The organism is Dyadobacter sp. CECT 9275, from assembly GCF_907164905.1.
Lineage (GTDB): Bacteria > Bacteroidota > Bacteroidia > Cytophagales > Spirosomataceae > Dyadobacter > Dyadobacter helix.
The window spans coordinates 787,466-801,402 of record NZ_CAJRAF010000002.1; the positions used below are offsets into that span (position 1 = coordinate 787,466).

Annotated in this window: 12 protein-coding genes; 3 read left to right on the forward strand and 9 right to left on the reverse strand. The window is 44.3% G+C overall.

What is annotated here, in order from left to right:
* The first annotated feature begins 16 nt into the window (after positions 1-16).
* Both KOE27_RS11415 and KOE27_RS11420 read left to right on the forward strand, forming a co-directional pair.
* Entirely contained in the window at positions 17-1,288 is a 1,272-nt protein-coding gene (locus KOE27_RS11415; RefSeq protein WP_215239013.1) for a polysaccharide pyruvyl transferase family protein, read from the forward strand.
* Between the two features lie 136 nt (positions 1,289-1,424).
* A complete protein-coding gene (locus KOE27_RS11420) occupies positions 1,425-1,964 on the forward strand; it encodes a pyridoxamine 5'-phosphate oxidase family protein (RefSeq protein ID WP_215239014.1) in 540 nt (179 codons plus the stop codon).
* Positions 1,965-2,062: 98 nt separating this feature from the next.
* On the opposite strand, the gene KOE27_RS11425 is transcribed toward KOE27_RS11420, so the two are convergent.
* Positions 2,063-4,636 carry an ABC transporter permease gene (locus tag KOE27_RS11425; RefSeq protein ID WP_229252742.1) on the reverse strand — a complete coding sequence of 858 codons (2,574 nt, stop codon included), beginning with the start codon at positions 4,634-4,636 and terminating at the stop codon, positions 2,063-2,065.
* Positions 4,637-4,774: 138 nt separating this feature from the next.
* Here KOE27_RS11425 and KOE27_RS11430 point away from each other — a divergent pair, with 138 nt between their 5' ends.
* Positions 4,775-5,203, forward strand: coding sequence for an ester cyclase (locus tag KOE27_RS11430; protein WP_215239015.1), 429 nt, complete (start codon positions 4,775-4,777; stop codon positions 5,201-5,203).
* A gap of 87 nt (positions 5,204-5,290) precedes the next feature.
* On the opposite strand, the gene KOE27_RS11435 is transcribed toward KOE27_RS11430, so the two are convergent.
* The 8 genes from KOE27_RS11435 to KOE27_RS11470 all read right to left on the reverse strand — a co-directional run bounded on the left by KOE27_RS11435 (position 5,291) and on the right by KOE27_RS11470 (position 13,886).
* A complete protein-coding gene (locus KOE27_RS11435) occupies positions 5,291-6,910 on the reverse strand; it encodes a sodium:solute symporter family transporter (protein ID WP_215239016.1) in 1,620 nt (539 codons plus the stop codon).
* Positions 6,911-7,081: 171 nt separating this feature from the next.
* Positions 7,082-7,567: a hypothetical protein gene (locus KOE27_RS11440; RefSeq protein WP_215239017.1), complete on the reverse strand. Its 486-nt coding sequence runs from the start codon at positions 7,565-7,567 to the stop codon at positions 7,082-7,084.
* A gap of 130 nt (positions 7,568-7,697) precedes the next feature.
* Entirely contained in the window at positions 7,698-8,204 is a 507-nt protein-coding gene (locus tag KOE27_RS11445) for an Imm49 family immunity protein (protein ID WP_215239018.1), read from the reverse strand.
* A 310-nt stretch (positions 8,205-8,514) separates the two neighbouring features.
* Complete coding sequence (locus KOE27_RS11450; RefSeq protein WP_215239019.1) at positions 8,515-8,901, reverse strand: hypothetical protein; 387 nt, start codon at positions 8,899-8,901, stop codon at positions 8,515-8,517.
* A gap of 48 nt (positions 8,902-8,949) precedes the next feature.
* Positions 8,950-9,771, reverse strand: a complete 822-nt coding sequence (locus tag KOE27_RS11455) for an Imm49 family immunity protein (protein ID WP_215239020.1) — start codon at positions 9,769-9,771, stop codon at positions 8,950-8,952.
* 239 nt (positions 9,772-10,010) lie between these two features.
* Complete coding sequence (locus tag KOE27_RS11460; RefSeq protein WP_215239021.1) at positions 10,011-10,322, reverse strand: hypothetical protein; 312 nt, start codon at positions 10,320-10,322, stop codon at positions 10,011-10,013.
* Positions 10,323-10,541: 219 nt separating this feature from the next.
* The gene (locus KOE27_RS11465; protein ID WP_215239022.1) at positions 10,542-11,411 is read right to left on the reverse strand and encodes a GNAT family N-acetyltransferase; all 870 of its coding nucleotides are present in this window, start codon (positions 11,409-11,411) and stop codon (positions 10,542-10,544) included.
* A gap of 87 nt (positions 11,412-11,498) precedes the next feature.
* On the reverse strand, positions 11,499-13,886 hold the full coding sequence (locus KOE27_RS11470; protein WP_215239023.1) for an ABC transporter permease: 2,388 nt from the start codon (positions 13,884-13,886) through the stop codon (positions 11,499-11,501).
* Positions 13,887-13,937: the final 51 nt, after the last annotated feature.

Below are 13,937 nucleotides of genomic sequence, written 5' to 3' on the forward strand. Positions count from 1 at the left end.
CCTATTTCCGCATCGCATGTCTACCAGCCGACGAGCATTTTTAAAACAAACACCGGTATTACTGGGCCTGCTGCAGGGATTACCCGTTTTGGGATCAGGGCAGAAAAAGAAAAAAGTAATGATTCTCCGTTCTTCCTGGCAGACCGTCAATATAGGAGATATTGCCCATACACCCGGCGTATTAACCTTACTCGAAAAACATCTTCCGGATGTGGAAGTCAGGCTCTGGCCTTCCGATGTGGGAAATGGTGTGGAGGAAATGATCCTGCGCAGGTTCCCCAAACTTATCATTCTGAAAACGGAGGAGCAAAAAGCAGCGGCCATCCAGGAAGCCGATTTTTTCCTGCACGGATCAGGTCCATCTTTTACAGGAAGAAAAGAAGTGGAACGCTGGACACAGGCCAGTAACAAACCGTATGGGATTTACGGTATCACCTATCCCGGTGTTTACGGATTCCCCGAGGACCGGGGTAAGTTCAATCCTGCTGATATAGAACTGCTTTCCAAAGCCCAGTTTGCCTATTTCCGGGATTCGGTGTCTCTACAATTTGCAAAAAACCATGGAGTGAAATGCCCGGAGATGGCGTTTTGCCCCGACGGAGCATTTGCGGTTGATGTAAAAGATGATAAGTCGGCAGTGGCTTTTCTGAAAGAACATAATTTGAAAGATGGCAAGTTTATGTGTGTGATACCACAGTTCCGTTTCTCACCATGGTGGGAAATACCCGCCAAAAAGCTGGCCATGAACGAGGCTAAAAATGCCCATAACATGAAAATGAAGGAACAGGACAACGCACCGATCCGGGAAGCCATCATTGCGGTGATCCGTCAGACCGGCCTGAAAATTCTGATCGTACCGGAAAATGAAACACAGGTTCACATTGGAAAAGAAATGCTGTATGATCCGTTGCCCGAAGATGTTAAAAAGAAAGTGGTATGGCGGGATCATTACTGGCTTACGGACGAGGCTGTTAGTACTTATGCCCGGTCGGCTGGTTTGTTTGGACTCGAAATGCATTCACCCATCATGTGCATCGGGTTGGGAGTGCCAGCCATTGTCTGCCGTTTTGAAGAACAAACCAGCAAAGGATTCATGTGGAAAGACATTGGCCTTGGAGACTGGCTGTTTGACATGGACACTCCAAAAGACGTGGCCCGCATTGTATCAGCAGTGCTGGATATGGCCAAAAATCCAAAAGCGGCAAAAGAGAAGGCAGCGAAAGCATTAAAATTCGTCAGAAAAAGACAGGACGAAACCATGGCTTTTCTAAAAGAAAAACTGGTTTAAAATACCCGCCTGGCAGGGGCCTACACAGAGGAGCCTTTGGATTGATAGCCATATCAGTCCGAAGGTTTTTCATTCATTCATACTGGAACGATCTTTGTTGATATCGGAAATGTATCAATCTGAAAAAGAAAATATAATGGACAGCATCAATCAACAGCAGCCGGAGGAAAACCATAAGGACCTTTTTGGCAGAGAGGCCGGGCAAAAAATCAGGGAGATGGCCAAAAGCGCCAATACATGCCATTTTTGTACGAGGATAACCACCGGACAGCCACTAAAAGTAAGACCGATGTCAGTACAGCAAGTAGACAATGAAGGGAATTTCTGGTTTTTAAGTGCGGATGATAGTCATAAAAATGCAGATATACAGGCTGATTCCAACGTGCATTTATTGTTTCAGGGTTCCGCCTACTCCGATTTTTTAAGTGTGTATGGCACAGCAACTATTTCGAAAGACAAACAGATCATCAAAGAGCTATGGGAACCCATTTTAAAAACCTGGTTTACCGAAGGTATCGATGATCCCCGCATTACGGCCATCAGGGTGGAAGCCCGCGAGGGTTATTATTGGGACAATAAACACGGGAATGCGGTAGCGTTTGCCAAAACACTGGTGGGTGCTATGATCGGTAAAACACTGGACGATTCCATTGAAGGAAAACTGGTTAATCCGTAGTTTTTGTAGTGCCGCCTCTTCATGATAAACCGCTTGCCTCAGGAAATGTTGAAGTCTCTTCACATTTCCTGAGGCAATTGCATTACAAATGCTCCGGCCTATTCCGACCTCAATGATTTCACCGGATTTGCCAAGGCAGCTTTTAAAGACTGATAAATTACTGTCAGCCAACAAATTAATAAAGTGAGCACACAGGCCGTAATGAATACCCAGGGCTGGATGCCTGTCTTGTAGGGGAAACTTTGCAGCCACCGATCCATAGAAAAATAGGCAACGGGTATAGCAATGGGGAAAGAAAGCAAAACCAGGCGCGTAAAATCCTTTGACAATAAAAGTACAACGCTGGATACCGAGCCCCCAAGCACTTTACGAACCCCTATTTCTTTCACCCTTTGTTCCGTAGTAAAAGTTGCAAGGCCAAATAACCCCAGGCACGCAATTAAAATGGTAAGTCCCGAAAACACGGTAAAAATCTGCCCTCTCAGCTCATCTGCATGGTATGCCGACTGAAAATCCTGATCCAGGAAGCGGTATTCAAAAAGGCGGTCCGGGTATACTTCCTGCCATTTCTGGCGGATAAATGCTAAAGTACTTGCCGTATTACTGGTTTTGATTTTTACATGCATGACAGAATTTGCCCGTCGATACATCATAATCATAGGCTCAATAGGATTATAAAGTGACTGCTGGTGAAAATCCTTGACAACACCTACCACCAGGGCAGTTGGTGGTGGATTCTTTCCATCGGCAGGCAAGCTTCCCAGTACGATCTTTTTGCCTATTGGTTCTTGCCAGTTCATCCTTTTCACAGTAGCCTCATTCACCAACACACCGTTGGTGGTATCGGCCGGAAATTCAGTAGAAAAGTCACGCCCGGCAATCACTTTCATTCCCATCGTTTTGATGTAATCGTGATCAATTACACTGGGTTTGAAAGCCATTTCTTTCATCCCCGTGGACGACTCCACAGTGAAAATAATCCTGCCCCCGATATTGCTCACCGGAGCAGAGGCAGAAGCAACCCGCTCGATACTGGGGTTGTCCAGCAGCGCCTTTCTGAAAGCATTGTATTTATCTTGTGACTGGTTATCCTGGTAATCTATAGTAAGAACCTGGTCTCGGTCATACCCCATATCTTTGTTACGCATGTAATTGAGCTGCTGATAAACGATCCATGTGCAGATCAGCATCACCAGAGAAATCGAAAATTGCGCGACCACCAGCGCCTTTCTGAAAAAGCTACCGCCTCTTGCTTTAAATGAGCCTTTTAATACCTGGGCGGGTTCAAAAGCCGACAAATAAAATGCAGGATAACTCCCGCTGACCAGCCCTGTAAAAGCTACGATCGACAGGCCGATCAATACAAACCGGGGACTGAGCAGCTGCATGTATCCGATTTCTTTACCCGAAACAGTATTAAAAAAAGGAAGTAATGCCGCCACCAGAATCAGGCTGGACACCAGGGAAACCAATGTAATCAGGACCGATTCTGTCAAAAATTGTGTGACCAGCGCTCCTTTCATAGATCCCATCACTTTCCTGAGACCCACTTCCTTGGCACGCCGGGCCGATTGCGCCGTTGCCAGATTCATATAGTTAATACTGGCGATCAGCAGCATAAAAAAAGCGATTGCGCTGAATGTATAAACGTAACCTATATCCCCGTTGGATTCTCCGTCCAGTTTTGAGTGCAGGTGGATACTCGTTAAAGGCTGCATCTGATAAGTGATATGAATGCCCATCCTTTTGAAAATGGAGGACATATACTTATCGTACAGGCCGGGGAAACCAGCCTCCAGATTTTTAATATTCGCGTTTTTTGAAAGCAGCAGGTAACTGTTAATATAAAAGCCACCCCACCCGTCTGCGTTTCGCTGATTCTGATCGAGGGACAAAAGTGCATTGAAAGTAAAATGCGAATTTTTGGGAACATCTTCTATTACACCCGTCACCTTGTAGGAAGTTGCATCACCCGTCTGCAGAACCTGTCCGAGTGCGCTTTTCTGACCAAAAAAGCGCTGAGCTACCTTTTGGGTTAAAACAACGCTTCCCGGTACATCCAGTGCCTTCTTCGGATCGCCTTCCAGGAATTTATAGGTAAAAACATCAAAAACCGTTGAATCAGCGCAATAAATATCCTCTTCATAAAAACGCCTTTCGCCCTGGCGGAACATGACGCGGCCAGCAGGAAAAAATCGCACATAGTTTTCCACAAAGGGATAATCCTGTTTCAAGGTTTTCACTAGCGGCGGCTGGGTACTTACCCACCGGTTTATTTTATCAGGCTCGCGGATGTAGGATACGACCCGGTATATCCGTGAAGCTTTCTCGTGATAACGGTCGTAGCTCAGCTCGTCGGTAACATACAGGAACAGAAGCATTCCGCAGGTAACACCAATGGTAAGACCAAGTATATTGATCAGGCTGTAAAACTTATCTTTAACAAGATTACGAAAACCCAGAATAACGTAATTTTTAAGCATGGCATAAACAAAGAGGTTAGGATAGCGGTAGCAACTTTCGTACCAGATATTTAAATAACTATATGTCAGCACATTAAAAAACAAGCACACATAAATATGTCCGATACCGGACAGCCTCTGGCACAGTTCCGAACATTTGGTATACCAGCTCCAGGGAAGAAGATAGACTAACTGGATCTTCTTGTTCATGGTCCAGATTCTTCCTGTTGCTCCGCCAGTATTTCCATTAACTAATTATTTTGGGCCGCTGTTGGTAGTATGAAAATAATTCTCCTACTTGGTCTTTAATTCCAAATCACAAATTTCTATTTGTCTACATATACTATTATGGCAGTAAGTTCCGTAGAAGACAACAAAGCAATCATGCGTTTCATCGTTGAAAGAAACGACGCCCGTGATTTTTACGCCTATGCTAAGCATTTATCAGAAGATTTTGTAGGACATCATCATTTTATACCCGATGGTTTACACGGCAATACATCTTTAAGTGATTTTTTCTATCAGGTAGAAGGCATCTCCTTTCCGGATGGTAACCATACCATACATCACCTTTTTGGCGAAGGAGACCTGGTGGGCATAGACCTCTCGTTTATAGGCACATTCACTGTGGATTTACCAATGGGAGTACCTGCCAACGGAAAGCAGGTGGAGTTCCGGTACAACATCCTCTGCCGTTTCGATGGAGAGAAACTGGCGGAGTTATGGTGGTTCCCGTACGATTCGTTCCAGCTGATGCAGGGACTTGGCATGGCCTGAAACCAGGTTCAAAGCACTTCTCATATAAAATACCTGATTTCACAGCAGGCATTTTATATGAGCAGGTATTTTCAATGACGTATGATCCTACCAATAGTAGCTATAGAGGAAGGCTAATACCGATATTACTCCCAGTGCCCCCATGACGAAACCGCGATGCGGAACGAACATAGTAACGTCAATGGCCAGGCCTTTCCGCTCATCTGGCAATGCCAGTCCCAGCATAAACATCCCCGCTACACAGATTAAAAATACCAGTCCCATGCGGTCAATGAAGGGTACCTGCGTCCAGTCCGCAAAAGGAAAATAATTGTTGTGCATCGCTATCGCGATCAGAAAACCGCCGACAATAGCAAACAAGGCCCCGGCCGAATTGGAACGTTTCCAGAAAAAACCCATCGCAAACGAAGCGAATATGCCTGGTGAAAGGAGTCCTGTCATTTCCTGGATAAACTGGAACCCTCCCTTTTTATCAATCCCCATATAGGGCGAAGCTACAATGGCCAGCACCATGGCTACCACGATAATAATCCGGCCTATTCTGACCAGCGTTTTTTCGTCAGCTTCTCTGCCAATGTAATTCTTAAAAATATCAAGCGTAAAAATGGTGGCAATGCTATTGGCTTTACCCGCCAGAGATGCCACAACTGCGGCAGTGAGTGCCGCAAACGACAACCCTTTTAAACCTGCCGGCAGCAGATTCAGCAAAACGGGATAGGCCTTATCCGCATTGATATTCCCATCCTCGCCCAGCATTTCAGCCTGAAACATACCTTTACTATGCAGTGCATAGGCAGCAATTCCCGGCAACACCACGATCACCGGCATCAGCACTTTAAGAAATGCTGCGAATAAAATTCCGTTTCGGGCGGTTTTCAGGTCGGCGCCCAGAGCACGCTGGGTAATATACTGATTACACCCCCAGTAGTTGAGGTGGCCTATCCACATACCTCCAAGCAATACCGCAAGCCCGGGCAGCTGAAGATAAAAGGGGCTGCTTTTGGGGAGTATCATGTGAAAATGATCGTCGTATCGGGTATGCATGAGCTTCAAACCTGTTACTACGCCTTCCACTCCTTCCCTATCCGATACGAGGTTGACAGCCAGGTAAGTTGTGGCCAGCCCCCCTATCACCAGAAAGAACACTTGAATCACATCCGTGAAGCCAATCACCTTCATCCCACCGATGGTGATGACAATAGAGAAAATCGCCAGGGCAATCATACAAAGCTGAAAATTAAGCCCCGAAATTCCTGAAATAGCCAAGGCTCCCAGATACAGAATGGAGGTAAGGTTGACGAGAATATACAAGGCGAGCCAGAAAATGGCCATAATGAGACTGACAGCTGAATTATAACGCTGACTCAGGAACTGAGGCATTGTGTAAATCCTGTTTTTCAGGTAAATTGGCATAAAGAAAACAGCCACAATGATCAGCGTGGCCGCCGCCAGCCACTCGTATGACGATATCGCCAGCCCCATTGAAAACCCATTACCCGACATCCCGATGAACTGTTCGGCTGAGATATTAGACGCGATCAATGATGCTCCGATCGCCCACCAGGTCAACGATCCTTCCGCCAGAAAAAAGTCTTTGGTAGAAGTAGTTTCGGATTTTTTACGCCGGTAGATCCAGTAACCATAAACGGAAACAATTATAAAATAAAAACAGAAAACGAGGTAATCCAGGGTTTGTAACTGCTGCATCCGTATAGTACAGGTTATGATGAATTCTAAACCGGAATATATTTTAAATCAGCAGAAAATACATTCAAAACTGGTCGAAATATCCGGTTAGCGATCGTAAACAAACTACGTCAGCCTTTTATAATACTCGGATTACTCCTTTTAAGACCCATATATTTTTAACGAATATTCCTATTCTATTCTTGAATAAATCAGCCAGGTGTGCAGGTTGTGGCATACCAGAAAAAGGACCATTATCAGGATATAAATGTATTGGAGATAAGGAAAGCGAAAAAATGGCCTGTCACCGGCCAATCCGATTCCGGTCAGCCAAAGCAAAGGCGTAAAAGCCGGAGCAATGAACCCTGGTGCACTTTTACTCCACGGACTGTCAGGCAGGCAGATCAGCATCAGCCAGGAGGAAAAATATAGTAGCATGCCCAGAAAATATATCGCCAAACCAGCTTTTTGCCTTACCGTAGCCATACGAAGCGGCATCAGGAACATCAACCCAAAAAGGATGATACGAGAGATATGCTCTCCGTATGTAATGGCTACCGGGATATCATGCCCAAAAACGGCCGGCTGAAATATGGGGGGTAATTCATCCGCCAGCACCATGTTCCATACCAAAACAGGTATGGTCAGTAAGAAACAATTGGCCAGATATCTTTTCAAAAATTCTAATGAAACGGCCTTCGGGACAGCGGTCACGGGCAGGTGGATTCTGTTTTAATGACCAAAGTAAATATATCTTCACAAGATTTCAGGTCCTGATATTTCTTTTTTCATGAGGTCTCATAATCATTCATTCTTCCCCCAATCTCCACAAGTGTTTATAAGGATTTTCGTAATGCTCCAGCGGCTGCACGGGCATGAGTTCCATGGGTACGAGCGGATTATTAATCTGCACCTTCATGCCCTTTAACCAGGCCAGTTTGGCATAACCAACGGATGGAAAAGATATGATCTCTTCTTTGATAGGAAAGTCATTGTTATACCGGTGAATTTTTTTGGAGCACAATGTCTCAATGGCCGCAGTCGCTTTTACCGAATTGTTTTCCATCAGTGCCACAAAAAAGTCTTTGTGGTACTGTATTATTTTTGCCTTTTTGATAAGTTTATCAAAATAGAACATGTTCTTTTCTAATCCCTCCCAGTCATCCCTGAGCACAAACTGTACCGAGCTGGCTAGTACCAGATATCCTGTACTAAGTTTCTTTTCCCACCATTGATGATGAAGCTGACTGAACTGTTCGATCAACTCACGGCTGTCACTTAATAGCACATAGGAAAAGTGATCTATAAAACTCATGAAATTAACCCGTTCGCTTGGAGAAACAGAATCAATTTCTCCTTGGAAATACCCAAATCGAAGGGTGTTATAATTCGTTAGTGTACCACAGATATAAAATTCTATTTTGGTCTCAATAATATTTTTATTCACAAAAAATTGGTGCAGCCCAATCATTTCGTGAACACTCCACAATCTAGACGAAAGTCGATCAAATTCATATGGTGATTCTAATAATATTTTATTTAATCTCTGCATGCTATTTTCTCTATCCCGCAAAATTTTATCCGAAAGTCTGTCCGATAATTCATTGCTTATTTTCATATTGATCCTAGTTCAGTTTAATTATTCCAATAGTCTCAGATCCCGCATCAACCCCGGTTACCACTCGAGTAAATTTTTGTCTGTTATTGTCAAATTCTCTAAGTAATATCTCTGCCAGCTTTACTTGCTTTGGATCTTTACTGGTTGCCATTCTACCAATAACATCTTCTACCCACTCCTCTGTCATTTGCATTGGAAGCTTTTGGCCTTCCCCATTCATTCTAAAACCTCCTCCTATTTGTTTTGACTCATTGATGATAATACCTTCAATGTTAATCTCGTCAATTGGTTTGGTAAAATCAATTGCGGGTTTAATAAAAAGGCCGTCAAAACCATTACTGGATCCTAATTTACCGTTTTGACGAAAGTATCCATCTTTTCCATGAAATAACAAGTCGGCAATCTCTTCCGTAATAGTCCCATCGGGGTCTCCATTATTTTTTTATGATCCTCCATCCGTTTCCCCCAATCTCCACAAGTGTTTATAAGGATTTTCGTAATGCTCCAGCGGCTGCACAGGCATGAGTTCCATGGGAACGAGCGGATTGTTAATCTGCACCTTCATGCCTTTTAACCAGGCCAGTTTGGCATAACCAACGGATGGAAAAGATATGATCTCTTCTTTGATAGGAAAGTCATTGTTATACTGGTGAATTTTTTTGGAGCACAACGTCTCAATGGCCGCAGTCACTTTTGCTTCATTATTTTCCATCAATGCAACAAAAAAGTCTTTATCGTACTGTATCTTTTTTGCCTTTTTGATAAGTTTATCAAAATAGAACATGTTCTTTTCTAATCCCTCCCAGTCATCCCTGAGTACAAACTGTACCGAACTAGCTAAAACCAGATATCCTGTACTAAGTTTCTTTTCCCACCACTGATGATGAAGTTGGCTGAACTGCTCTATCAACTCAGGACTGTCACTTAACAGAACATAAGAAAAGTGATCGATAAAACTCATGAAATCCACATTGTCAATGGCTGAGATATAGGGAATCTCTTCATTAAAATATCCAAATCGAAGGGTGTTATAATTCGTTAATGTACCACAGATATAAAATTCCTTTTTGGCTTCGTCTATGTTCTCCGCAACGAATAAATTATACAACCCGATCATCTCATGATTAAACCAAATTCCATATGTAAGCCTGTCAAATTCAAATGGTTTTTCATTAATAATACGATTTATCTGTGGCATGGCGATTTCTTCAATATGCCGGACTCTTTTCGAAATTCTTTCCGATAATTCATCATTTATTTTCATATCAATTCAGTTTAACTATTCCAATTGTTTCAGATATTTGGTCCACTCCGGATACGACACGTGTAAATTTTCATCTATTTTGGTTAAATTCTCGCTCTAAAATTTCGGCCAGTTTTTTTGCAGAGGATCCTTACTTCCTAGCATCCTACCTATAACATTTTTACCATTGCTCTGTCATTTGAATAGGAAGCCTGTCCTCAGCACCATTCATTCTAAAACCTCCTCCTATTTGTTTTGACTCATTGATCGATAATACCTTCAATATCAATTTCGTCAATTGGTTTGGTAAAATCAATTGCGGGTTTAATAAAAAGGCCATCAAAACCATTATTAGATCCTAATTTACCGTTTTGACGAAAGTACCCATCTTTTCCATGAAATAGCAAGTCGGCAATCTCTTCCGTAATAGTCCCATCGGGGTCTACTCCGTTGTTTTTTATTGTTGTGATTAACCCCCGGATCTTGTCTACTTGGGGCGGTTTGGGCAGATCGAATTTAAACTGATTAAATACCGAAATTCTGAAAAATAGTTGGGAGGGGCCTGCCGTCATACCTGTGGAGAGGTCCAACCGCCATGGCCCTTAGCATAATTCCTTTAATATCACCACGTATAAAACACATAAATTAATCCTTCAGCATTAATTGGAACATTGTCTGCTGATAAGATTGTAAGCTCCCCGCAGCAATTTCCTGCCAGCACCTTACAATACTTTCTTTTTCAGAAAATTGCCTTCCTTATGGCATTGAGGCCTCTGAAAAGATAATTTACCTCAACCCTTTTCCGGGCCGGAACTTGCCCAGATCAGGCCCGGCGCATCCTGAACTTCTATTCCACGGTACATCCGCATAAATCTGCGCTGCTCCGTAAATCCCTGGGTCGCTGCCCACATCACAGCGGGCTGATTGGGTACCGGAATATCTATATAAACCTGCTTTCCTACGAAATGAGATACCACCGCATCCAGTACCTTACCGCCCGAATCCGGCGTTAAAGCCACAGCCGGACCGATCTGCACTGCATTGCAGCCTTCTCTGAATCCGGCAAATGCAGTTACGGTGTTTTCACCGGGGAGGCTATCATAATAAAACGGACTATCGGCTATTCTAAGCAAAGCGTTCACAAATGATTTCCGATCCGTGCCAGTAGCTTTTTTATCCAGATCCATTATTTCCGCCATGATTTGAGAATCTGTTGAAACAACCTGTAAATCTCCCCGGTATAAATCAGCCGGAGCAGGATATCCGCAAAACCGTATCACTTCATATTCTTCACGGAAACCCAATTTTTTGTACAATCCCTGCCCCATTGCCGTTGCATCCAGCCTGATCGTTTCCACGCCGTTTCTTTCCAGGTAAGCTATTGCATACTCAACCATTCGCCGGGCGATTCCCTGCCCTCTTGCTTTTTTATCCACTAGTACCATGGCAATCCATCCGATTCCTCCCAACCGGCAGGTGGTGGTTGTGGCCAGGGGAAAATTGTCTGCCATGGCGACAAAACAGCCTTCGGGTTCCAGTTCCATGGCACGCAGCCAGTCGGCATCGAGCTGGTTCCATCCGGCCTCCTGCACCAGATGTCGGCATAGAGGCAGGTCAGTTGCGCTCATTGGTCTGATCTGGAAAGCGGATGCTTCTTGCATACTTTGTAAGTAAATGTCAGTGTCAGGTTTAAAGGTAAGCAGTTTCTTGTTAGCAGAGAAAAAGTCTGATCCTGAGCATTTCTTACTTTATTCTGATCGCAGGCTTTCTACCGGGTTGGTCAAACTTGCCTTCACGCTCTGAAAGCTGATCGTTATCGCCGCCAATACGATCGACAGCAATCCGGAAAGTGCAAAAACCCACCATTCAATAGCCACCTTGTAGGCAAAACCCTCCAGCCAGGCTTTCATGACATACCATCCTATGGGTGAAGCAATGAAAATGGAAATCAATACCAGTCTCAAAAAATCCCGCGACAACAGCAATACAACCCCGGATACCGAAGCACCCAGCACTTTTCTTACACCGATTTCCTTCCTTCTTTGCTGTGCTGTGAAGGTTGCAAGGCCGAACAAACCCATGCAGGCAATAATGATGGCGATCCCCGAAAAGAACAAAAACATTGTTCCCTTACGCTGGTCGGACTGGTACTGCCGGGCAAAAGTCTGGTCCAAAAAGGAATAATCAAAGGCAGCGCCTGGATTGACTTGTTCAAATACTTTTTTGGCATAACCCAAAGCGGCTGGTATATCGTGCCCCGAAATACGAACCAGCAGCTTGTCGGTTCGTTGCTTTTTTAGAACAAGTACCAGCGGGTCTATCTGGTTATGTAGCGACCGTACATGGAAATCTTCCATGACACCGGTGATCTCCACTTTATTCTCATCTATTTCTATCAGGCCCTCCCGCCGGTTTTTCCATCCCAGCCGCCGGATCATGGCCTGGTTCACCAATACCGCATCAGTGGTATCGTTCTCCATGACTTCCGAAAAATTACTACCCTCTTTCAGGCGGATTTTGAGAACATCGAGGAAACTATCATCCACATTAAAATACTCCGTACTGATGGCTCTTTCAACGCCTTTGGAATAAAAGGAAAAAGTCGATTTGTTGTTCAGGCCATCTCCGATAACGCCATTGGTTAAACTCACGCCACTGATCAACGGACTTTGTAACAATGTGTTTTTCAGGACCCCGGCAGATTGCTGTATCCCCGCTTCATTCAAAGGAACGATGATAACCTGTTCCTGATTAAATCCCAGCTCTCTTTTTTCCATAAACCTCAATTGCCGGTACACCATGATGGTTCCGAAAATCATAATCATCGAGATACTGAACTGTACCACCACCAGCGATTTTCTGAGCATAAAACCTCCGCCATGGACAACAGATATTCCTTTCATCACCACCACCGGTTTGAAGCCCGACAGAATAAAAGCCGGGTAAAAGCCGCTGATCAAACCAATGGCCCCAATAAATCCGATATACAAAACTATATTTTCAGGATCTAAAACACTCAGAACCAAAGTTTTGTCTGCAAGCTGATTAAAAACAGGTAAGAGCACATAAAGCAGGCAGAGGCTTACCACACCCGCCAGAAACGACAGCAGTAACGATTCGGTTAAAAACTGTCCGATCAGTTGCGATCTGCGGGAACCGACCGCTTTTCTGACACCTATTTCCTTTGTTCTTGCGATTGACCTGGCCGTGGCCAGATTGACATAATTCACCACCGCAATAAAAAGAATGAAAAGGCCGATGACTGAAATCGTATACACGTAACGCATAGTGCTGCCATTCTCTTCCCCCATTAAATGCGCGGACCGGAGGTGGATATCACGAAGAGGCTGAAAGGTAATATTAAACCGGACCTTCTTGCCCGTGTCATCGCCTATCATGCGGGCAATATATTTTTTGTAAAAGGCGGGCATTTTGCTTTCCAGATCCGCTGCTTCCTGTTTATTATTCAGCAGTACATAGGTGGCTGAATTGAAACTACCCCATCCGTCGGGCACGATGTTACTGACAGCCTGATTGGTATAAGGCAGAATGGCATCAAATTGGAGATGATGGTTGGCCGGTACCTCTTCCATAACACCTGAAACCGTAAACGGCATATTTTCTTTAACCATCACCGTTTTGCCCAACAGCCCCGATGTTCGCCCAAACAATGCAAGTGCCGTGTGCCGGGTTAACACCACGTTGTTGGGCCCTGCAAGCGCCGATTGGGCATTACCCTCCAAAAAGCGGTAATCAAAGAAAGAAAACAGTGTTGAATCCGCATATATCATGCTTTTTACATTGACCTGTTTTTCTTTGTTCCTGAGCGTCTGGCTGCCTGGCTTGACCCTCAAAGTTTTGCTGATCTGCGGATATTCCTGCTGCAGTGCAGGACCGAAAGGGGCCGATGACTGCGCCATTTTGTATTCATTATCCTCCCATTTGATATTCAGGTTAATACGATAGATACTTTCGGCATTTTGATGGTACCCGTCAAAATGCAGCTCGTCATACACGTACAGTGCCAGCGCCAGGGCGCATGTCATACCGATGGATAAACTTGCCAGAAGCAGTACACTATAAGTTTTGCTACGGAGGAGGTTCCGCCAGGCGATTTTGAAGTAGTTTTTTAGCATGACAACGGCACAATGGTATGGATATATCCGGCGGAAAGCAATAATCGTTCC

Excerpts from the sequence above, each read along its gene's own strand:
- KOE27_RS11415 (WP_215239013.1), top strand. The coding sequence starts at position 17 with ATGTCTACCAGCCGACGAGCATTTTTAAAACAAACACCGGTATTACTG.
- KOE27_RS11420 (WP_215239014.1), top strand. The coding sequence starts at position 1,425 with ATGGACAGCATCAATCAACAGCAGCCGGAGGAAAACCATAAGGACCTT.
- KOE27_RS11425 (WP_229252742.1), bottom strand. The coding sequence starts at position 4,636 with ATGAACAAGAAGATCCAGTTAGTCTATCTTCTTCCCTGGAGCTGGTAT.
- KOE27_RS11430 (WP_215239015.1), top strand. The coding sequence starts at position 4,775 with ATGGCAGTAAGTTCCGTAGAAGACAACAAAGCAATCATGCGTTTCATC.
- KOE27_RS11435 (WP_215239016.1), bottom strand. The coding sequence starts at position 6,910 with ATGCAGCAGTTACAAACCCTGGATTACCTCGTTTTCTGTTTTTATTTT.
- KOE27_RS11445 (WP_215239018.1), bottom strand. The coding sequence starts at position 8,204 with ATGAGTTTTATAGATCACTTTTCCTATGTGCTATTAAGTGACAGCCGT.
- KOE27_RS11455 (WP_215239020.1), bottom strand. The coding sequence starts at position 9,771 with ATGAAAATAAATGATGAATTATCGGAAAGAATTTCGAAAAGAGTCCGG.
- KOE27_RS11460 (WP_215239021.1), bottom strand. The coding sequence starts at position 10,322 with ATGACGGCAGGCCCCTCCCAACTATTTTTCAGAATTTCGGTATTTAAT.
- KOE27_RS11465 (WP_215239022.1), bottom strand. The coding sequence starts at position 11,411 with ATGCAAGAAGCATCCGCTTTCCAGATCAGACCAATGAGCGCAACTGAC.
- KOE27_RS11470 (WP_215239023.1), bottom strand. The coding sequence starts at position 13,886 with ATGCTAAAAAACTACTTCAAAATCGCCTGGCGGAACCTCCTCCGTAGC.